The 20,136-nt window shown below is 50.4% G+C and carries 17 protein-coding genes and 1 pseudogene; 5 read left to right on the top strand and 13 right to left on the bottom strand.

Going from position 1 to position 20,136, the window contains the following annotated elements; all coding sequences use genetic code 11:
* Positions 1-14 precede the first annotated feature (14 nt).
* The gene (locus tag QWY30_RS01530) at positions 15-785 is read left to right on the top strand and encodes an ATP-binding cassette domain-containing protein (RefSeq protein WP_290237605.1); all 771 of its coding nucleotides are present in this window, start codon (positions 15-17) and stop codon (positions 783-785) included.
* On the opposite strand, the gene QWY30_RS01535 is transcribed toward QWY30_RS01530, so the two are convergent.
* The 9 genes from QWY30_RS01535 to QWY30_RS01575 all read right to left on the bottom strand — a co-directional run bounded on the left by QWY30_RS01535 (position 765) and on the right by QWY30_RS01575 (position 12,245).
* Complete coding sequence (locus QWY30_RS01535) at positions 765-1,247, bottom strand: anti-virulence regulator CigR family protein (protein ID WP_290237607.1); 483 nt, start codon at positions 1,245-1,247, stop codon at positions 765-767. The two genes, QWY30_RS01530 and QWY30_RS01535, sit on opposite strands and share 21 nt — an antisense overlap.
* Before the next feature lie 144 nt (positions 1,248-1,391).
* Positions 1,392-1,802: a ribonucleotide reductase subunit alpha gene (locus QWY30_RS01540; RefSeq protein WP_290237609.1), complete on the bottom strand. Its 411-nt coding sequence runs from the start codon at positions 1,800-1,802 to the stop codon at positions 1,392-1,394.
* Between the two features lie 15 nt (positions 1,803-1,817).
* A complete protein-coding gene (locus QWY30_RS01545; RefSeq protein ID WP_290237611.1) occupies positions 1,818-2,609 on the bottom strand; it encodes a peptidylprolyl isomerase in 792 nt (263 codons plus the stop codon).
* An 11-nt stretch (positions 2,610-2,620) separates the two neighbouring features.
* The gene (gene narI / locus QWY30_RS01550; RefSeq protein WP_290237613.1) at positions 2,621-3,367 is read right to left on the bottom strand and encodes a respiratory nitrate reductase subunit gamma; all 747 of its coding nucleotides are present in this window, start codon (positions 3,365-3,367) and stop codon (positions 2,621-2,623) included.
* 2 nt (positions 3,368-3,369) lie between these two features.
* Entirely contained in the window at positions 3,370-4,077 is a 708-nt protein-coding gene (narJ, locus tag QWY30_RS01555) for a nitrate reductase molybdenum cofactor assembly chaperone (RefSeq protein WP_290237615.1), read from the bottom strand.
* Position 4,078: 1 nt separating this feature from the next.
* Positions 4,079-5,611 carry a nitrate reductase subunit beta gene (narH, locus tag QWY30_RS01560; protein WP_290237617.1) on the bottom strand — a complete coding sequence of 511 codons (1,533 nt, stop codon included), beginning with the start codon at positions 5,609-5,611 and terminating at the stop codon, positions 4,079-4,081.
* 27 nt (positions 5,612-5,638) lie between these two features.
* The gene (locus QWY30_RS01565; RefSeq protein ID WP_290237619.1) at positions 5,639-9,448 is read right to left on the bottom strand and encodes a nitrate reductase subunit alpha; all 3,810 of its coding nucleotides are present in this window, start codon (positions 9,446-9,448) and stop codon (positions 5,639-5,641) included.
* Positions 9,449-9,601: 153 nt separating this feature from the next.
* Positions 9,602-10,990: a NarK family nitrate/nitrite MFS transporter gene (locus QWY30_RS01570; protein WP_290237621.1), complete on the bottom strand. Its 1,389-nt coding sequence runs from the start codon at positions 10,988-10,990 to the stop codon at positions 9,602-9,604.
* A 22-nt stretch (positions 10,991-11,012) separates the two neighbouring features.
* Positions 11,013-12,245: an MFS transporter gene (locus tag QWY30_RS01575; protein WP_290237945.1), complete on the bottom strand. Its 1,233-nt coding sequence runs from the start codon at positions 12,243-12,245 to the stop codon at positions 11,013-11,015.
* Positions 12,246-12,458: 213 nt separating this feature from the next.
* On the opposite strand from QWY30_RS01575, the gene moaA reads away from it, so the two are divergent.
* The 4 genes from moaA (at position 12,459) to QWY30_RS01595 (ending at position 16,820) form a co-directional block, all read left to right on the top strand.
* Positions 12,459-13,451, top strand: coding sequence for a GTP 3',8-cyclase MoaA (moaA, locus tag QWY30_RS01580; protein ID WP_290237623.1), 993 nt, complete (start codon positions 12,459-12,461; stop codon positions 13,449-13,451).
* A 15-nt stretch (positions 13,452-13,466) separates the two neighbouring features.
* The gene (locus QWY30_RS01585; protein WP_290237625.1) at positions 13,467-14,132 is read left to right on the top strand and encodes a carbonic anhydrase; all 666 of its coding nucleotides are present in this window, start codon (positions 13,467-13,469) and stop codon (positions 14,130-14,132) included.
* A 119-nt stretch (positions 14,133-14,251) separates the two neighbouring features.
* The gene (locus tag QWY30_RS01590) at positions 14,252-16,162 is read left to right on the top strand and encodes a type IV pili methyl-accepting chemotaxis transducer N-terminal domain-containing protein (protein ID WP_290237627.1); all 1,911 of its coding nucleotides are present in this window, start codon (positions 14,252-14,254) and stop codon (positions 16,160-16,162) included.
* A 4-nt stretch (positions 16,163-16,166) separates the two neighbouring features.
* Entirely contained in the window at positions 16,167-16,820 is a 654-nt protein-coding gene (locus QWY30_RS01595; protein ID WP_290237628.1) for a response regulator, read from the top strand.
* Here the strand turns inward: QWY30_RS01595 and QWY30_RS01600 are convergent.
* The 4 genes and pseudogenes from QWY30_RS01600 to QWY30_RS01615 form a co-directional block, all read right to left on the bottom strand.
* On the bottom strand, positions 16,720-17,514 hold the full coding sequence (locus QWY30_RS01600; RefSeq protein WP_290237630.1) for a Crp/Fnr family transcriptional regulator: 795 nt from the start codon (positions 17,512-17,514) through the stop codon (positions 16,720-16,722). The genes QWY30_RS01595 and QWY30_RS01600 overlap by 101 nt on opposite strands.
* Before the next feature lie 5 nt (positions 17,515-17,519).
* The gene (locus QWY30_RS01605; protein ID WP_290237632.1) at positions 17,520-18,224 is read right to left on the bottom strand and encodes an anaerobic ribonucleoside-triphosphate reductase activating protein; all 705 of its coding nucleotides are present in this window, start codon (positions 18,222-18,224) and stop codon (positions 17,520-17,522) included.
* Positions 18,187-18,369, bottom strand: a complete 183-nt coding sequence (gene nrdD, locus QWY30_RS01610; protein ID WP_290237634.1) for an anaerobic ribonucleoside-triphosphate reductase — start codon at positions 18,367-18,369, stop codon at positions 18,187-18,189. The genes QWY30_RS01605 and nrdD overlap by 38 nt, the downstream gene beginning before the upstream one ends.
* A gap of 18 nt (positions 18,370-18,387) precedes the next feature.
* Positions 18,388-20,124: pseudogene (locus QWY30_RS01615) on the bottom strand (ribonucleoside triphosphate reductase); the annotation flags it as partial.
* Between the last annotated feature and the right edge of the window lie 12 nt (positions 20,125-20,136).

A 20,136-nucleotide genomic window follows, 5' to 3' on the forward strand; every position in this document is an offset into this window, starting at 1 on the left:
TTGCAATGCTAGTGATGGAAAATGTACATAAAAAATATGGCCAGCATTCTTTTGGACCCTTCACGCTTCGAATTCGCAGTGGCGAGAGCATGGCGATCCTGGGACCTAACGGCGCTGGAAAATCAACACTTCTCAAGCTTCTTTCGGGTTCGACCTCGCCCACTTCAGGTCAGATCAGATTCAATGATCGTCCCTTAAGCGCCTGGGATCCTCATCAACTGAGTCAACATCGCGCAGTGTTGACTCAATTCCACGAGATGGCTTTTGCACTTTCAGTGCATGTCGTGATTGGTCTTGGACGTGTCTCCAGAGTGAGGAGCGCAAGTTGTGATCAGATTGTTGCGCGAGCAGGTGAGATGCTGGGTGTGACACATCTGATGGCTCGGACAGTGGACACTCTGTCTGGAGGCGAGTTGGCTCGCGTGCATTTGGCACGCATATTTGCCCAGCTCTGGGATGTCGAAGACGGGTATATTTTGATGGATGAACCGATTGCTGCAGTGGATCCCGGCTTGCAGGATCTTTTACTCGAGACACTCATGAGGTTTGCAAGGATTCGCCGACATGCAGTGATTGCAGTGATGCATGATGTCAATCATGCTCTCAGATACTTTAGTCGCCTGACGCTCGTTCACCCTGGATCAGAACTTGAATGCGTCGAAAGTGGTGTGGATGCAAAACAGTCGCTAGAGCAGTTGTATGGTGTTCGTTTGGCATGTCTCACGGACGAGCAGGGTGATCTCGTCATGATGCCACTTCGAAATTTATCGAAAAACATTCCTTAAAATATCTGCCACAATCGCCGTTCCAATTGCGACTAAGATTAAATCAGACCCTGCGACTCGCCACTCATAACCTGGGTGGTATGGGAGTTGACCGAGCATGGCATTCGGGGGGTATTTTTTGGCGATACCAGGTGGAAGTGGTTTACCTCGAACCAGATTTTTAGCGATTCCGGGAGGCAGTGGTGCATAGCCAACCATGCCGTAATTTGTAGCGAGGTTTTGAGCGGCTATCGCAGTGATGCCCGCTATGACCAGACCCGTGGCAAGGTCAGAGGAGTTGTCCTGAGCATTACCCTGACTCTGCCCCTGGTCACTATTGCCTTTATTTCCATTATTGCCGTTGTTTCCCTGGCTTCCCTTGTTAGGGTTACCTTTGCCGGGGGGAGGGTCGGCCATTACGGGCTGGATCGCTACAATACTGCTCAGCAGTAAAGCGATCGAGATGCGTTGGAAGCTTTTCATATCACGGTCTCCCTGTCGATGTTCAAAGCATGAATATCAATACTTATTAAGCTCAGGGTACACCAGATGCTCAACTAAGTGGATGACCTTGGTCAGTATGAATATAGTTGTGCAGTTAGTTAGAAAAATGATTGATTGATGACATTAATTTATTAACTTAACGGCATGACCCATGCGGTTGAAAGTAGCAAATTGGCTAATTTGTTCAATCTTAATAGACTCAACCATTATGCCAATTTTTTTGTCGATTTCTTGATCTAGGAGGTTTTGACCGGGCTTTGCACCCAATGCTCCTGCAAAGACAATGTCCCAGTCCTGAACAAACTCATTGGCTTCTTGGCATAATTCTGTGAATGATTTGATTTCGTCGGCTCGTTTGTCGACACAAGCAACAGGCATAAGCGCTCCGCCGTGACCGGCAGCGAAACCAGCGCGTTGTTCATCGCTGCAATCGTCCGGAATTTCAGCTTTAGTAAACACAAGCAAAAGCTGCTGTTGAGTACTTTGAGATTGAGCTGCGTTCAGCAAATCGTCAAATGAGGTGATTTCCATCATGCATGCCTTGTCATATTAATTTTGAACGAGAGGTGTGTCGGCGCTTTCAAGTTCTATTCCTTCTATTTCAGACCCACCTACGAGTAGCATCATGAACTGACGTAATGCAGTCGCACGTGATTGCATGGAAAGATGCATCTCAATTTTATCCTTGACTTCGTCAAAACTCAGTTGAGTCCCTGTTCGTCTTTCTAATACTTCAATAATATGAAGTCCGTGTCGAGAGTGAATCAATCTGGGATGAAGACCTTGACCCAGTTGAGCCTCGCCATCAAAAAAGAGCGCCCTTGCGAGCTCAGGCGCGCATTCATGGGGTTCCAACCAACCTAGTTGTCCACCCTCTCTTCCCGACGGACAGTTAGAGAGCTCTTTCGCTTTTTGATCAAATAAGCCAGCGCCCGCATTTTTATGCATGAGTTCAAGAAGAGCAGTTTCAGCATGTCCCGCCAATGCCTGAACAGGAACGCCTTCGGTTACGGCAAACAAAATATGTCGTAGATTGATCGCTTGTCCAACGACATATTTAGCTTTGTTGGCTTCGTAATACCTGGAACATTCGTTTAATTCAGGCTCAGGAGTGAGTACCTGTTTTTCAAGCATGTTTTCAATGATTACCTGCTCTTCCTCAGTTAGTGGGAGCCAACAGGATGTTTGACGAGGTGAAACAAGCTTCAGGCGGGCGGCCTCTTGACGCAACAGTTCAGCATAGGCACGTTCACGCAAATCATCGTCAGAGAGTTCTTCTCCGTCTTGAGCCAGTGAGATCCCATTCACTTTTGGGGATGAAACGATCAATGTTGCAGACATGGAAGTTTCTCCTAAGTCGAGCGAGTCGTTGAGTGCGTGGAAGATTGTGACTGACTCAAGGAGGTTTTTTTCAATCCGAGTCGTCTGCTGCGAACGAGTTGAGGAGGCCTAAAGACATAGGCGACTGTCGCAAAGCCACTCCAGACATGCACCAGCCTGGAAAATGGAAACAAGAGGAAAATTGTCATGCCTAATACAAGGTGGACTTTATAAGGCCAGTCAAGATTAACAATGCCGCTTGCATCCGGTCTGAACGTCAGGATACGTTGAGCCCAGTCTGAAAGGGATAGCATGACAGAGCCATCTGAGTGACTGAGTGAAAACGGTAGGGTGACGAGTCCTATAACCAACTGGACCCACAAAATCAGCAAGATAAACAAGTCAGTACGATGGCTGGTGAGTCGGATTCGTGGATCGAACATCCGTCGATGGAGTAAAAGACTCAGTCCGATAAAACAGATAAAGCCCGCAATTCCCCCTGCGTAGATTGCCAAGAGCTGTTTTTGAGCCGGAGTGATAAAAGGCTCGTAGATAAAATGGGGGGTGAGCAGCCCAACGGTGTGACCCACGAACAGGAACAAAATGCCTGCGTGAAACAGGTTGCTTCCCCAGCGCAATTGTTTTGCGCGCAAGATCTGAGATGAGTCACTTTTCCAGGTGTACTGATCGCGATCAAAACGCGCCAGACTGCCCATCAAAAAGACTGTCAGACAGATATATGGATAAACATTGAAGAGAAAGTTATGCAGCGTGCTCATGCTTACGCTCCTTGATGATTCAACTTTGTTTCGGTCGCGGTACGTTTCACAATACGGATGAGTTGTGGTTGTCCGGGTTTGTTTTGACCTTCTGTCGAGCAACCTCCAAAGACTTCGGGCTCTTGCCAGCTTTCATCCATATCGGGATCTTGCTGGATGGTGACTCGTTCAGCCTTTTCACCTGAGAGTTCGATGATGGCAGCTAAAACGCTTGCATAGTCGCTTTCTCTTTCGAGGAGTGCCGTGAAAATCGCACGTGAGATGTGCGCGGTTTCGCTTAAAAACGCTCGAGCTTGAACAGCCGGTTGGGTCGATGCAAATTCCAGTAATACGGGCAAATAATCCGGTAACTCGTCAGGATCAAGATACAAACCCGCTTTTTCGTAAGTTTGTATCAGGTCAACCATGGCTGGGCCACGGTCTCTCGAATCGCCGTGCACATGCTCGAACATCAGTAACGAGGTTCTGCGACCACGGTCAAAGATATCCACATACTCTGACTCGACTTCCAAGGTTGGACGTTTGGTTAGTTTGTGAATCATAATGACAAGTTCGTTGGTTCTGGACGGACTCAGAGCGGACTCGTTTTCAAGCGCTTCGATCAGTTCTGGTCCATGCGCTCTGAAAGATGCGTCCGGGTAACGGAGCAAATAGGCGAGCGCCCGCAAAGTCAGGCTCGCGTTGACGGGAGGGGTGTCAAATAGGTTCATCTCAGGCCTCTACCTTGATAGGGATCGTGCGTTTTTTCTCGCTACCAAACAAGCTTGTTTCGGAGACGCCCTCTGAACAGCCGTTTCCGAAACTAAATCCGCAACCACCCCGCACGTTGAACGTATTTTCGGCATATTCGCGATGTGTCGTCGGGATGACAAAGCGATCTTCATAGTTGGCGATGGCCATGTAGCGGTACATCTCCTCGACTTCTTTCTGAGAGATCCCCACTTGCTTCAATACATTTGTATCGATGACTCCATCTACATGTTTTGCCCGTTGATACGTCCGCATTGCAAGCATTCTCTCGAGCGCGCGGACGACCGGGGCTGTATCGCCTGCGGTCAGCAGGTTGGCCAGATACTTCAGTGGGATGCGCAGTTGACTGACATCGGGGATCGCGCCTTTCGCTTCGACATGTCCGGCTTGTGCGGCTGCCGTGATGGGTGAAAGAGGAGGGACGTACCACACCATCGGCAAGGTGCGGTATTCGGGGTGCAGTGGAAGTGCGACTTTCCATTCAACCGCCATTTTGTAAACGGGACTTTGTCGTGCGGCATTCATCCATGCGTCAGGAATCCCGTCCGCGCGTGCCTGTTCGATCACCTTAGGATCATTCGGATCTAAAAAGATATCGAGCTGAGCCTGATAGAGATCTTTTTCGTCCTTGACGCTGGCTGCCTCGGCGATTCGGTCGGCATCGTACAGCAATACGCCAAGATAACGGATACGGCCTACACAAGTTTCCGAGCACACAGTGGGCTGACCTGCTTCAATCCTGGGGTAGCAGAAAATGCATTTTTCAGCTTTTCCGCTTTTCCAGTTGTAGTAGATTTTTTTGTAAGGACATCCACTGACGCACATGCGCCAACCTCGGCATTTGTCCTGATCGATCAGGACGATTCCGTCTTCTTCGCGTTTGTAAATTGAACCAGATGGACAGGACGCCACACATGCGGGATTCAGGCAGTGTTCACACAGACGTGGCAAATACATCATGAAGGTATTTTCAAATTGCCCCATCATCTCTTTTTGAGCCGCTTCAAAACCCGCCAGATTGGCGTCTTTGCTTCGCTTGCTAAACTCGCCGCCCAGGATCTCTTCCCAGTTCGGTCCCCATTCGATTTTTTCCATTCTGAGGCCCGTGATGAGCGAGCGCGGACGCGCGGTCGGCGCATGCTTCATTTCGGGCGCACTTTGCAAGTGGTCGTAGTCGAAGGTGAATGGTTCGTAATAGTCGTCTATCTCGGGAAGGTGCGGATTGGCAAAGATTTTCATCAATAGTTGCCATTTTCCGCCTTGCTTGGGCGCAATGCTTCCGTTTGATTTTCGGACCCACCCACCTTTCCATTTTTCCTGGTTCTCCCACTCTTTGGGATAGCCGATACCTGGTTTAGTTTCGACGTTGTTAAACCAGGCGTATTCGACACCAGGTCGACTCGTCCAGACGTTCTTGCAAGTGACTGAACAAGTATGGCAACCAATGCATTTGTCCAGGTTGAGCACCATTCCGATCTGTGCGCGTACTTTCATTTCTGACTCCTTTGATCTGGCGTGGGCTCAGGGGTTTTCGCCCTGTGACTGATAGACGGCTGCGAGATGGTCGTCTCGTGGCGTGTCGAGCCAGTCAACGTTCTTCATCTTGCGCACGACAACAAACTCGTCACGATTCGTTCCGATCGTGCCGTAGTAGTTAAAGCCGTAGCTGTACTGAGCGTATCCGCCAATCATATGGGTGGGCTTGGTCACGATGCGGGTGACCGAGTTGTGGATACCTCCCCGCACGCCCGTAATTTCAGATCCCGGTGTGTTGATCGTTTTCTCTTGTGCGTGGTACATCATGACCATGCCTGGATTGACGCGTTGACTGACGACAGCACGCGCGGCGATCGCTCCGTTGATATTGAACAGTTCGACCCAGTCGTTATCGACGATGCCTGCTGACTTGGCATCATCTTCGCTCAGCCAGATCACCGGGCCGCCCCGATTCAGCGTCAACATCATGAGGTTGTCGCTATAGGTCGAGTGGATTCCCCACTTTTGGTGAGGCGTAATAAAGTTCAACAGGATTTCAGTGTTTCCGTTGGACTTGATTCCGTGAATGCCTTCTGTTGTTTTCAAGTCGACGGGTGGACGGTACGAGGTAAAGCCCTCGCCAAACGCCCGCATCCAGGGGTGATCCTGATAAAACTGCTGGCGGCCTGTCAGCGTTCTCCAGGGAATGAGCTCATGGACGTTGGTGTAGCCTGCGTTGTAACTGACGGTTTCACTTTCGATACCACTCCAGGTGGGCGAGCTGATGATTTTTCTGGGCTGAGCCTGAATATCCCGGTAGCGGATTTTTTCATCCTCACGATAAAGTGCCAGGTGAGTATGGTCACGGCCAGTTTGTTTACCAAGCGCTTCCCAAGCTTTGACGGCAACATGTCCATTTGTCTCGGGCGCAAGCTGAAGCACGACCTCACAGGCATCGATGTCGCTGACGATGCGTGGCATACCTTCGGTCACGCCGGGCTCCTGAGTCAGCCCGTTGAGCTGACCCAGTTGTGTCACTTCCAGATCCGTTTTCCAGCCGATTCCCTTGCCGCCGTTACCCACTTTATTCATCAGTGGACCAAGGGCCGTGAAACGTTTGAAGAGATTGGGGTAGTCCCGTTCGACCACGGCGATTTGAGGGGCTGTTTTACCGGGGATCAGTTCGCATTCGCCTTTTTTCCATTCTTTCACTTCGAAAGGTTGTGCGAGTTCGGCAGGGGTGTCGTGCATGAGAGGTGTCAAGACGACTTCTTTTTCGACACCGAGATGTCCGACACACACTTCGCTAAAGGCTTTGGCAAATCCTTTGTAGATCTCCCAGTCAGACCGCGACTGAAAAACAGGATCTACCGCAGCTGACAGAGGGTGGATAAAGGGATGCATGTCGCTGGTGTTGAGATCATTTTTTTCATACCAGCTCGCTGTGGGTAGAACAATGTCTGAGTACAGACAAGTGGTCGACATTCTGAAGTCCAGCGTGACCAGGAGGTCCAGTTTCCCTTCGGGTGCTTCCTTGTGCCATTTGACTTCAGTCGGTTTCGCGTCATCGACACCCAGATCCTTGCCCTGAACGCCACTCTCAGTTCCGAGTAAATGCTTGCAAAAGTACTCGTGTCCCTTACCGCTGGAACCCAGAATATTGGAGCGCCAGACAAACATGTTGCGTGGCCAGTTCTCGACGGCATCAGGATCTTCGCAGCTGAGTTCGAGTGAACCGTCTTTGAGACCTTTGACGACAAAGTCTTTAGGATCGACTCCGACGGCCTGTGCTTTCTTCACAACTTCCAGAGGGTTCGTTTTGAGCTGGGGGGCACTAGGTAGCCAGCCCATTCTCTCGGCGCGAATGTTGTAGTCGATCATGCTCCCGCCATAGATTTTTTTATCGGCCAGGGGGGACACGATTTCTTCCATCGTCAGTTTTTCGTATCGCCACTGATCCGTGTGAGCATAGAAAAAGCTCGTGCTGTTCATCTGGCGAGGCGGACGTATCCAGTCAAGCGCAAAGGCCAAGGCGGTCCAGCCGGTCTGTGGCCGCAGTTTTTCCTGACCGACATAGTGTGCCCAACCACCTCCGCTCTTACCAATACAGCCACACATCATGAGCAGGTTGATGACACCGCGATAGTTCATGTCCGAGTGATACCAGTGGTTCATCGCGGCGCCAATGATCACCATGGATCGACCCTCGGTTTTGTGCGCATTGTCCGCAAATTCTCGGGCGACGGTGATGACTTGCTGACGTGGGACGCCCGTGATGCTTTCTTGCCAGGCTGGTGTGTATGCGGCCTGATCGTCAAAGCTCTTCGCGCCACTGCCCAGACCACGGTCGATGCCGTATTGCGCGACCTGCAGATCAAAAACGGTTGCGACCAGCGCTTCTTGTCCATTGGCTAATGTGAGTTTGGTGGCTGGTACTTTTGCGTGATTGATTTCATTGGTGGTTTTGTTGTGGGAAAAGTGAGGTGTCGCATTGCCTCCAAAGTACGGAAAGCTGACCTGAACGACATCGTGTGCTTGTGCTTCCTCTTCAAGGACAGAGAGCTTGAGTGTCAGGTCCTGGCCTGTTCGTGCGTCTTTTGACTCCAGGTTCCATTTACCTTCATCCTTGCGCCCCTCCGCACCCCAGCGAAAGCCGATCGAACCGTTTGGTAAAACGACGTTCCCCTGCGTATCGAAGGCGAGTGTTTTCCAATCTGGATTGTTGTCTTGCTCAAGACCATTTTGAAGGTCGCTTGCACGCATATAGCGATCAGGCACCAGAGTGACTGAACCATCCTCTAGTGTCTTTTCTTTCAGCAAGACCAGCAGTGGCAAGTCCGTATAGCGTCTTGCGTAGTTGTCAAAATAAGGACTACGCGTTTTTCCGTTGCCAGGGAAGTAAAACTCTTTCAGAACGACATGCCCCATGGCCATCGCCAGAGCGGCATCAGTTCCCTGCTTGGGATGCAGCCAAAGGTCGGCAAGCTTGGCGACTTCTGAATAGTCAGGTGTGACGGCAACAGTTTTAGTGCCCTTGTAGCGAACTTCAGTAAAAAAGTGCGCATCGGGTGTGCGAGTCTGGGGAACGTTTGAGCCCCAGGCGATGATGTAGTTGCTGTTGTACCAGTCCGCGGACTCGGGCACGTCTGTTTGTTCGCCCCAAACTTGGGGGCTGGACGGCGGGAGATCGCAATACCAGTCGTAAAAACTCATGCAGACGCCGCCAATGAGTGACAGGTAACGGCTACCTGCTGCATAGCTGATCATGGACATGGCGGGAATGGGTGAAAAACCAATAATCCTGTCAGGTCCGTATTTTTTAATGGTGTATACGTTGGCACTGGCGATGAGTTGATTGACTTCGTCCCAAGTGCTTCTGACAAAGCCGCCCATGCCCCGCAGTTGCTGATAGTCGCGTCGCGCCTCTTGGTCGTCGGCAATCAGTGCCCAGGCATCGACAGGTGTCTTGGCGACTTTAAGCGCCGAGCGCCAGCGTTCCAAGAGGCGTCCCCGGACCATGGGATGTTTGACACGGTTCGCGCTATAGAGGTACCAGGAGTAGGAGGCGCCGCGTGCGCAACCTCTGGGTTCGTGGTTGGGCATATCCCAGCGCGTCCGAGGATAGTCCGTCTGCTGGGTCTCCCAAGTGACAATGCCGCCTTTGACATAGATTTTCCATGAGCAGGAGCCCGTACAGTTCACGCCGTGCGTGCTACGTACGATCTTGTCATGCGCCCAGCGGTTTCGGTAGGCATCTTCCCAGGTGCGATCCTCATTGGTCGTGCGACCGTGTTCACCAGAAAATTTTTCTGTGGGAAGTGAAAAGTGGGTTAACCGATCTAGAAAATGACTCATTACTCTTTCTCCAATTCTGCTTGCCTCGAAAGGCCAGAGTCCTGACGACATCCTACGGGTGTAGGGTGTCGTCGCCAATTCTCCAAACGAACTGATCAATCAGTTCATTGTGGGGAGGGGACTAGTCCTTTGTGATTAGTTTGTGTGTACTGGTCAGCATGGCATCGGTGCGTGACGACGGGAGTACCACCACCACGTGACGAAAAGACAGCTCAGATAAAACGCGATAAAGACTGCGAGAGCCGCGTGAGGAGTTCCCGTCATGTCAATGGAGGTTCCAAAGCTCTTAGGGATAAAAAAGCCTCCGTATGCACCTACAGCACCTGAAAAGCCCAGGACGGCAGCGGCTTCTTTTGCACCGTCGAGGGTGGCGCGTCGCTGCGAGGCTTCGTCTTTTTCGGCGGCATGCTGGCGTTCTTGCAGAAAAATCACGGGAATCATTCTGAACGTTGAGCCGTTGCCGATTCCTGTCAGTGCGAACAGGATGATGAACATCGTCAAAAAGCCGTAAAAATTTCCTGTGTTTCCATTGCTGGGAAGGAAGTACATCACACCCATCACAGAGAGGATCATCAAGAGGAACGTCCAGAATGTGACGCATGCCCCGCCAAGTTTGTCTGAAATCCAGCCGCCAATTGGACGGACTGCGGCACCGACGAGCGGCCCTAAAAATGCATACTGAGTTGGGTTGACATTCGGAAACTGCGACTGGGTGAGCAAGGCCAGCCCTGCCGAAAACCCAATAAAAGAGCCGAATGTTCCAAGGTACAGCCAGCACATCAGCCAGTTATGCTTGCGTCGAAAAATGACAGCCTGATCCGCGAATGATGCCTTCGCATCGGCGATATCGTTCATGCCGAACCACGCGGCAATGGATGCGATCAGGATAAATGGGACCCAGATAAAGCCTGCATTTTGTAGCCAGATCGTTTGTGTACCGCCTGCAGCTGTCGTGGACGAGTGACCGTCCCCGCCCAAGGCGCCGAACATGCCCACGGAGATGACCAAGGGCGTAACAAATTGGACAACGGACACACCAAGATTGCCGACGCCCGCATTCAGACCGGTTGCCAGACCTTTTCTGGCCTTGGGAAAGAAAAAGCTGATGTTCGACATCGAGGAGCTAAAGTTTCCTCCGCCAAAACCGCAAAGCAGAGCGAGCATCAGTAATGTCGGGTAGCTTGTGCTGGTATCCCTGAGGGCAAAGCCCATGCCAAAGGCTGGAATCAGCAAACTCGCAGTCGAAATGGCAGTCCATCTGCGACCGCCGAAAATCGGGACGAGAAATGAATAAAAGATGCGTAAGGTAGCTCCGGACAAGGCGGGCAACGCAGTCAACCAGAACATTTGGTTTTTGGTAAAGCTAAAACCGGCTTTATTCAGATTGACCACAACAACGGACCAGAGCATCCAGACGCTGAAGGCAAGCATCAGCGCCGGGATGGAGATCAGCAGATTTCTATTTGCAATCCTGCTGCCTTCTGAGCGCCAAAAGTCTGGTTGTTCAGGTTCCCAGCGCTTAAGTACATAAGGTGTCGACATGATGTGTGCTCCGGGTGATCGATCAATGTTGCAAGGCAAGCGCTGCTTGACCTTTGGCGACTGTTTCCTTTCTGAAACTGAAATGCATCCAGATCAGAGAGATACAGACTGTTCCGTACAAAAGCATGAAAGCAGAGGTTCTGACGCCAGTAATGTCGACGAGCGCGCCAAACATGATGGGTAGCACGAAGCCTCCTAAACCTCCTGCCAAGCCCACAATGCCGGATACAGCGCCGATATTGCCGCTAAAGTCATCGGAGATGAACTTGAAGACCGAGGCCTTTCCGATGGCTGTGGCAATGCCCACCACGAAGAGCAAAATGGTGAAAATGGTTGGGGAAAGCGCAATACGGAACGTGCGAGGTCCTTCAACGGTCAGGACAGTAAAGTCAGTCTGTGGGTAGCTCAGGAGAAAGAACGCGACCCAGCACACCCACATCACCCACCAGGTTGTTTGATAAGCGCCGTATTTATCTGAAATCCAGCCTCCGAGAGCACGTAACACTCCGCCCGGCAATGAAAAGCAGGCTGCCAAAAGTGCCGCAGTCTGAATGCTAAAACCATATTCGCCAACGTAATAACGTGTCATCCAGAGCGCGAGTGCGACATAGCCTCCAAACACAACCGAGTAGTACTGACAGTAGCGCCACACCCTCGGATCTTTGAGCATCTTGACTTGCTCTTTCAGACTGACCGAATTCGAAGCATTGTGCGAGGGATTGGTCGCCGAAAATATCCAGAAAAGAATCGCGGTGACAAGCATGGCGATGGAATAAACCTGCGGAACTATTGTCCATGAACCACCCGCCATCACGATGAGTCCCGGGGCTACAAATTTAGTCAGTGCCGATCCTGAGTTGCCTGCTCCAAAAATACCCATGGCCAGACCTTGTCGGTTTTTAGGAAACCAGCGTGCGACATAAGGCGTACCCACAGAAAATGAGCCTCCTGCCAGCCCGACGAACATCCCGATGACCAAAAAATGCCAGTACTGTGTCGCGTACGACATCAACCAGATCGGTAGGACAGTGCTGAGCATCAGCAAAAAGAAAACGATCCTGCCACCGAAGCGGTCGGTCCATAATCCCAAAGGTACCCGTACCAGTGATCCTGTAAGAACAGGCATCGCGGCAAGCAGGCCAAACTGAGTTTCGCTGAGATCCAGTTGTTTTTTGATAGGGATGCCGATCACGGCAAACATCATCCAGACTGCAAAGCAGATTGTGAAAGCCAGGGTACTGGAGGTCAGAACCATGACGGATTTTCTTTGGTTTGGTTCCACGGTAGTGGTCTCCTGAGTCGTTCGTGTTTGATAGTGAACAGACTACGAGACTGGTGATGCTTTGCCCATTCTCCGTTGGCGGGAGACGGGCGAAGCAATGGACCTAGTTCCCCCCTACTTTAGGACTAGGCCCTTTTAGCCGAATGACGCATGGCTAAATTCAGCACTGAGGGCGAGAATATGTGTATGGATAATCATCTCGCTCCACTTGTTGACCGGTTTGGTCGAAAAATCGACTATTTGCGCTTAAGCGTGACAGATCGTTGTGATTTGCGTTGCAGCTATTGCATGCCTAAAAGTTTCAAAGGGTTTGAAGAGCCGGGAGACTGGCTCACTTTTGATGAAATTGAACGTGTGGTGGGTATTTTTGTGCGCATGGGGACGACCCGGGTTCGTTTAACGGGAGGAGAGCCCCTGTTGCGTCGTCACCTGCCGAGACTGGCGGGACGTTTGAGTCAACTGCCGGGCTTGTCCGACCTGTCGCTCTCCACCAATGGAACACAATTGGTCAAACATGCCGAGGCTTTATACGAAGCAGGTGTCAGGCGCCTCAATATCAGCATGGATACCTTATCGAGAGATTGCATGATCCAGATTACCGGGCGAGATTCGATGAGTGCGGTGATGTCCGGTCTGGATATTGCGCAAGCTATTGGTTTTGCACCGATCAAACTGAATATGGTGGTGATGCCTGGTATTAATTTATCGGAAGTGCAGGCAATGGCCGAGTTTTGTATCAACCGCGGACTGATTCTCAGGCTCATTGAAACCATGCCCGTAGGCAGTACGGGTTTGAAGAGCGGCTTTACCCCGCTTGGTCCGATCGTTGAGTCGTTGCGTCAACGTCTGGATTTGATTCCTGAAATCAAGGTGATGGGAGGAGGGCCGGCGCGTTATTGGCGGACAAGGGATGGAAAAGGTCAAATCGGACTGATTACGCCGATGAGTCAGCATTTTTGTGAAACATGCAATCGTCTGCGGATGTCAGTGGATGGCACGATTTATCTTTGTCTGGGTGAAGATGAAAAGGTCGAGCTTAGACCCTATCTGCGCGGCGGTGCGACAGATGCCGACATCGAGCACGTATTGCGTGAGGCAATTGAGCTCAAGCCAGAGCGTCATCACTTTAATGAAACACCCGAAAAAATTGTGCGGTTCATGTCGCAAACGGGTGGCTAGATCCTGGAAATTGCTATGCCAAAACATGATTTGGAAAAATTCATCAATGGTTTTGAACGTTTTCAAAAAACCTACTACGGTGACGATCACGAGCTCATCGAGGAGCTTACTCAGGCTCAACACCCCCGTACTTTTTTGATTGGTTGCTGTGATTCACGGGTCGATCCCGCGCATTTGATGGGGGCAGAACTCGGTGAGTTGTTTGTGTCCAGAAATGTTGCAAATTTAGTACCACCATGCGAGGCGAGCGAGGGGAGTCATCATGGCGTCAGTGCTGCAATTCAGTTTGCAGTCCAGAATCTCCAAGTGGAACGAATTATTGTGCTGGGTCACGCTAGATGTGGTGGTATCCGCGCTTTGATGGACGACACTCGGATCAAAGAGCCAGTTGATTTCATTTCATTGTGGGTCAACATTGCCGAATCTGCTAAACGTGAGACCTTAGCGGCGTTTGGCGAGGCACCTTTCGAGGTCAAGTGCAAAGTCTGCGAACAATCGTCTATCCTGAATTCCCTGAACAATCTGATGAGCTTTCCCTGGATACAGCAGGCGTTGGAGGAAAAGCGCTTGACCTTGCATGGCTGGTACTTTGATCTTGAGGCAGGAGAGTTGCTCGCTTACTCCAAGCGCGCAGGCACTTTTTTACCAATGGTATGCGCCTTGAATCCCTCCCTTGAATAAGAAAGACTAAACTACGGTGTCTATTGCAAAAAGTTCAAACGATGACCGCGACCGCGAATCAAACGAACCTGCGGAATATAGTGGAGTCCATTCGGGAGCCTGAGTCTGCTGGCGCCCGGATGTCAATCGGCCGTAATTACCGGCTCGGTGTCAGGCTGGTGTCTGTAGCCTTGACCACGCTTGTATTTGGACTGACCATGGTGATGGTCACGCTTTGGCTATCATGGGCACTCGAAGGCGCTGCCGCGGCGATTAACGACACGGGGAGTCTACGCATGCAGTCTTTGCGCGTGGGCTTGCTGATGACCGAACAGCCGGTTTCCCAAAAAGAAATTGTCGAACGCGCAAGTTTTTTTAATAACACCTTGCTCGCACTGCGCGAGGGGGATCCGCAGCGACCGATGCGCCTGCCAAAGTCCGATGCTGTTCAAGAGCAGTTTGAGCGCGTACGCTACATGTGGATTGAACAGTTACAACCTGCACTCATGCGTGTTGAATCAAGTCTGGGGCAGGATCGCGCATCGATTCAATCTTATCTCGAGGATTTGCCAGAGTTCGTCAAGCAATCCGATACGCTGGTTTCCTTGATTGAAGCGCAAAATGCCAGGGATACAGCATTGTTGCGTGGCTCTCAGATGGCCGTGATTGTTTTGATGATTGCGGGCTGTGTGGGTATTGTTTATTTACTGTACGGATGGGTCATCAGACCTGTCGAATCACTTCGTCTGGGTATTGCTCAAATGTCCACTCGAAACTTCGCTTACAGAGTGCCTGTGGAGGGAGGTGACGAGCTTGGGGAGCTTGCGCGGGGATTCAATGATATGGCCTCTCAGCTCAGCCATTTGTATCGTGATCTGGAACAGAGAGTTGAGGAAAAAACGCAGCAACTGGCCCAGCAAAATCGCGAAATTTCGACCTTGTACGAATTTTCCGCCTACTTGAGTCAGGCAGGGGATCTTGAGCAGCGGTGCCAAGGATTTCTGGCGCGTTTGATCGAATATTTCTCAGCTGATGGTGGAACTGTCAGGATTTTGGATCCGCGTCAAAAGAACTTGCATTTGACTGTCCATCAGGGACTTTCGCTTGATTTCGTCAAACAAGAACAGTGTTTACATGCAGGCGATTGTTTATGTGGAGAGGCTTCTGAAAAAGGTGTCATGGTCTTGCACGATTTTCGCAAATTGCCACAGGAGTTTAGTTTGCGATGCCGCGAGGAAGGTTTTACGGCGATTGCCATTGCGCAGATTATTCATGCAGGACAGCAGTTAGGTAGCTATACCTTGCACTTTCAGGAACCTCGGGATTTTTCCGCAGACGATAGGCGTCTGTTCAATACTTTGGGTCAGCATTTGGGTGTCGCGATCGAAAACCAGCGACTGCTCGCCCGAACGCGTGAGCTTGCGATCGCCGAGGAGCGTAACCTCATGGCTCAAGGATTGCACGACTCGATTGCTCAAGGATTGAATTTTCTGAAGCTACAGGTTCAGATGCTGGAGGATTCAATCGCGAGAGGTAAAGATGATGAGGTGAAGGAGGTCATTCAGTTGATTGAGCTTGGCGTGCGCGAAAGTTATGATGATGTGCGCGAGCTCTTGACGAATTTTCGAATCAAACTCGATGAGGGCGATATCGTCGAGGCGTTACGAGCATCAGCCGAGCGCTTTAAAAAACAAACCGGCATTGCCGTTTCCGTCCAGGTGGTGCATCAGGGTCCTCCCTTGCCGCCAGAGCAGCAGCTACAAATCCTTTTCATTGTTCAAGAGGCACTTTCAAACATTCGTAAACACGCGAATGCGCATCAAGTCAAAATCATTCTGGATGATCATGACGACTTCAATTTGACGGTTTCTGATGACGGACAGGGCTTTGACATAAAATCTTCGAACGCAAATGAAGAACAGCACGTGGGTTTAAAGATTATGCGTGAACGAGCCTTGAGGCTACAAGCCATTCTGTCCGTCGTATCTGAGCCAGCATCGGGAACATCCATTTCCCTGAGTCTCCCTAAAGAAAATCGTACCACCGGTTAGCGTGATGACTTCTCCCATAAAAGTTTTACTTGTCGATGACCATGCTCTTTTTCGCAGCGGCATCAAGTTATTGTTACAGCGAAACCATGATTTCGAAGTCGTGGGCGAGGCGTCTGACGGCATTGAGGGCGTCAAGCGTGCGAAAGCATTGCAGCCTGATGTGGTCTTGCTCGATTTGCATATGCCTGGACTTTCTGGTCTGGACGCGATCAAGTTGATTCAAGAAGAGGTCCCTGCTTGCCGTATTATTCTGTTGACAGTTTCAGAAGAGGGCGAGGATCTCACGACAGCGTTGAAAAATGGGGCGGTTGGCTATCTGCTCAAGAACATTGATGCAGACTTTTTTCTCGATGCGATTCGGCGCGCCATGCAAGGTGACTCAGTTATTTCCAATGAAATGACAGCTAAACTCGTCGCGAATTTGCGTCGAGGCCATGAACCGATCCCCACCGAAATCAGCAAACTCACCCCGCGAGAGGGTGACATTCTTTCTCAGCTTGCTTCTGGTTTGAGTAACAAGGAAATTGCCCGAGAACTGAACTTGGCCGAGAGTACCGTCAAAATTCATATTCAGAGTATTTTGAAGAAGCTGGGGCTATCCAATCGCGTGCAGGCGGCGATTTATGCTGTTGAGAGAGGTTTTGGCATTCAGCACTGAGTGTTTCAAACGTCACATCAAGCTGGGGAGCATGGCGCTTCAGAGCTTCGCCGTCAATGATGGTGATTTTTGTTTTATCTACGATGATACATTTCTCATCGATGAGCTGATGCAACGCACGGGAAAATGTCTCGGGTTGTAATCCAAGTTTGGATGCTATCGTGCGTTTAGGAAGTGACAGATCGATTTCATGTCCCAGAGTCGAGTTTTGAAGTAAATAATCCGCGACTCTGGCGGCGGCGGAGGGTAGATTCACGACCTCGATATCGTGCAGGAGGGTTTCGAATCTTAGGGCCAGACCATTCACTATCTTTTTCATAAATAGTGGGTTTGAGGTCATGATACTGAGGAGTGCATCGCGTTCGATATGCACGAGCAACGTGTCTTCGAGCGCCTGGGCATCGATCAGGTACGGATGCTCCAGAAACATCACCGCTTCGCCGAAGTGTTGGCCGGTTCCGAAAAATTCAATCACTTTGTCGTGTTCATGGACGCCAGGAATTGAGATTTTGACTTTCCCAGTCATGACGACGTAAAGACCTGTTGCGCGATCGCCTCGCTTGATGACATAACCGCCCTTTGCCAGTCGCACAATTTTGGAGGCTTGCGCCAGATATTCTCTTTCTTTGCAACTGATGTCATCAACAAGTGGTATGTGTTTCAGCAGTTGACTGAGTGATATCTGATGCCCCATTTCTCTCACCTATAAGAAAAGGTTTCAAACAGATCCTTTAAATGACTGAGTGCGAGAGGACTGAGTGAAACATTGCTAGTGTGCGTCCCTGGAGATCTGAAACGCTGTAAGGCATATTCCCTCACACCTTGCTGGGACAAGCTTTGCGCTAAATCAATTAATTCGCTTTCAGACAGCCAGTCGGGTGACCAGGTTGTCCTGCACTCAAAATTTCCGCCCCAGTCCAGTAATATCTCGAGAGACTGTGCTGTTTGCTCGAAGCTTTTGGCCTGTCCAGTCAATTTTTCATAATGGCGTTCAGTCGTTTTAATATCCAATGCGACCCATTGAAGTTCTGGAAGGATCTTTTTCAGACGTCCCGGATACATGCCTGCCGTGTGAAGCGCAAGCCCAAAACCTTGTTGTCGGATGTCAAGTGTCATCTGCTCAAAAAATGGATCACTCAGGGGCTCTCCGCCTGACAATACAACGCCGTCTAATAAAGCAGCACGAGATTTTAAAAAAGAAAGTATTTGTGACCAGCTTTCAGCTTTCTGACGTGTTTGGAGGTGAGGGTTATGGCAGTAGTGACACCGCCACGGACAGCCTGAGATAAAGACGGTGCTTGCAAGTTTTCCTGGCCAGTCTACAGTTGAAAAGGGCGTGAACCCTCCAACGGAAGGTCCATCATTTTTACGCTTTGTTTGATTCAGTAAAGAACTGACGCTCATTGAATTCACCCTTTTTGCCGATATTGAACGAGCTCACCGGACGGTGATAGCCCATCACTCGTGTCCAGACTTCGCAGCGGGTTCTTAGGTGGTCTGGCGGTAAGTGACTGTTGTTGATGTTTGATTGGCTTGTGCTGTTTGCCATGATTGAATGCTCCTCGGGTTAGGTGATTTGAGTTTGGTTGCTTGGGTTAGACTGTTTGAGTGATACTGCTTGACCAAGTTTTTCCTGGGCGATGATTTCAGCATCGCATTTTGGACAAAACTCGTGATGACCGGATAGATATCCGTGTCTTGGACAGATTGAAAATGTGGGGGTGATGGTCAGGTAAGGCACTCTAAAGTTGCTTAGGGCGCGTCTGACGAGTTGCTTACAGGCTTGTGCACCCGATATCGCCTCACTCATATAGAGGTGAAGCACGGTTCCGCCGGTGTACTTCGATTGCAACGTTTCTTGCAGGCTCAGTGCTTCAAAGGGATCATCTGTATAGCCCACGGGGAGTTGACTCGAGTTGGTGTAGTAGGGCTGATCATCGGTACCCGCTTGCAAAATATCTGGCCAACGCTTCTTGTCTTCTTTTGCGAAACGATAGGTTGTTCCCTCTGCGGGTGTGGCCTCGAGGTTGTAAAGATGTCCGGTCTTTTCTTGAAATTCAGTCATCCGCATTCTGACATGATCAAGAAAGCGTAGGGCAAACTCATGGCCTTGTGGCGAGGATATATCAAAAGTGTCGTGACTGAAGTTTCTGAGCATCTCGTTGATACCGTTGACCCCGAGCGTACTGAAATGGTTTCTCAGCGTACCCAGATAGCGCTTGGTATAGGGGTACAGTCCTTCGTCGATGTATTTTTGAATCGTTGTTCTTTTGCGCTCCAAAACATCGCATCCCAAGTTCAAGAGTTCGTCCAGGCGATCCATCAGCGCGCCTTCGTTGCCTGCATAGAGATATCCCAGTCTTGCGCAGTTGATCGTGACAACGCCCACACTACCTGTTTGCTCGGCTGAACCAAAGAGTCCATTGCCTCGCTTGAGCAGTTCGCGCAGATCGAGTTGAAGGCGGCAGCACATTGAACGCACCATATGTGGTTCAAGATCTGAATTGAGAAAGTTTTGAAAGTATGGCAAACCATACTTGGCCGTCATTTCAAACAATGGCGACGTATTAGGGTGTTCCCAGGGAAAGTCTTTCGTGATGTTGTAGGTGGGGATGGGAAAGGTAAAGGCGCGACCCAGCGCATCTCCAGCCATCATCACATCAATGTAGGCACGGTTGATCATATCCATTTCTTTTTGCAAATCACCATAAGAAAATGGCATCTCAATACCACCGACGTAGGGGATTTGCTCTTTGAGATCTGCGGGACACGTCCAGTCAAAGGTGAGGTTGGTGAAAGGTGTTTGTGTACCCCAGCGACTCGGGACATTCAGGTTGTAGATCAGTTCCTGCATGCATTGCCGGACTTGTTGATACGTCATTTCATCTTTGCGGATAAACGGCGCCATATAGGTGTCAAAGGAACTGAAGGCTTGCGCGCCAGCCCATTCGTTTTGAAGGGTTCCCAAAAAATTAACGATCTGACCGATCGCGGCAGACATGTGTTTCGCGGGTGAGGCCTCCACTTTTCCGGGAACACCGTTAAAGCCTTCCCTGAGGAGTTGACGCAGCGACCAACCTGCGCAGTACCCTGAAAGCATATCCAGATCGTGTATGTGGAGATCTCCATTGCGGTGTGCATCACCCGATTCGGGACTGTATATGTGGGATAGCCAGTAGTTCGCCGTGACTTTGCCCGCTACATTGAGAATCAGACCGCCCAGGCTGTATCCCTGGTTGGCGTTGGCATTGACGCGCCAGTCACGTTGCTCGAGATACTCTTCCATCGCTTGTTCAACGTTGACGCTGACGGGAAA

The sequence above is a fragment of the Zwartia panacis genome (assembly GCF_030410395.1).
Lineage (GTDB): Bacteria > Pseudomonadota > Gammaproteobacteria > Burkholderiales > Burkholderiaceae_B > Zwartia > Zwartia panacis.

What these genes read in the sequence shown, in the direction of transcription:
- QWY30_RS01530 (WP_290237605.1), top strand. Translation starts at nt 15, where the DNA reads ATGGAAAATGTACATAAAAAATATGGCCAGCATTCTTTTGGACCCTTC.
- QWY30_RS01535 (WP_290237607.1), bottom strand. Translation starts at nt 1,247, where the DNA reads ATGAAAAGCTTCCAACGCATCTCGATCGCTTTACTGCTGAGCAGTATT.
- QWY30_RS01540 (WP_290237609.1), bottom strand. Translation starts at nt 1,802, where the DNA reads ATGATGGAAATCACCTCATTTGACGATTTGCTGAACGCAGCTCAATCT.
- QWY30_RS01545 (WP_290237611.1), bottom strand. Translation starts at nt 2,609, where the DNA reads ATGTCTGCAACATTGATCGTTTCATCCCCAAAAGTGAATGGGATCTCA.
- narI (WP_290237613.1), bottom strand. Translation starts at nt 3,367, where the DNA reads ATGAGCACGCTGCATAACTTTCTCTTCAATGTTTATCCATATATCTGT.
- narJ (WP_290237615.1), bottom strand. Translation starts at nt 4,077, where the DNA reads ATGAACCTATTTGACACCCCTCCCGTCAACGCGAGCCTGACTTTGCGG.
- narH (WP_290237617.1), bottom strand. Translation starts at nt 5,611, where the DNA reads ATGAAAGTACGCGCACAGATCGGAATGGTGCTCAACCTGGACAAATGC.
- QWY30_RS01565 (WP_290237619.1), bottom strand. Translation starts at nt 9,448, where the DNA reads ATGAGTCATTTTCTAGATCGGTTAACCCACTTTTCACTTCCCACAGAA.
- QWY30_RS01570 (WP_290237621.1), bottom strand. Translation starts at nt 10,990, where the DNA reads ATGTCGACACCTTATGTACTTAAGCGCTGGGAACCTGAACAACCAGAC.
- QWY30_RS01575 (WP_290237945.1), bottom strand. Translation starts at nt 12,245, where the DNA reads ATGGTTCTGACCTCCAGTACCCTGGCTTTCACAATCTGCTTTGCAGTC.
- moaA (WP_290237623.1), top strand. Translation starts at nt 12,459, where the DNA reads ATGGATAATCATCTCGCTCCACTTGTTGACCGGTTTGGTCGAAAAATC.
- QWY30_RS01585 (WP_290237625.1), top strand. Translation starts at nt 13,467, where the DNA reads ATGCCAAAACATGATTTGGAAAAATTCATCAATGGTTTTGAACGTTTT.
- QWY30_RS01590 (WP_290237627.1), top strand. Translation starts at nt 14,252, where the DNA reads ATGTCAATCGGCCGTAATTACCGGCTCGGTGTCAGGCTGGTGTCTGTA.
- QWY30_RS01595 (WP_290237628.1), top strand. Translation starts at nt 16,167, where the DNA reads ATGACTTCTCCCATAAAAGTTTTACTTGTCGATGACCATGCTCTTTTT.
- QWY30_RS01600 (WP_290237630.1), bottom strand. Translation starts at nt 17,514, where the DNA reads ATGGGGCATCAGATATCACTCAGTCAACTGCTGAAACACATACCACTT.
- QWY30_RS01605 (WP_290237632.1), bottom strand. Translation starts at nt 18,224, where the DNA reads ATGAGCGTCAGTTCTTTACTGAATCAAACAAAGCGTAAAAATGATGGA.
- nrdD (WP_290237634.1), bottom strand. Translation starts at nt 18,369, where the DNA reads ATGGCAAACAGCACAAGCCAATCAAACATCAACAACAGTCACTTACCG.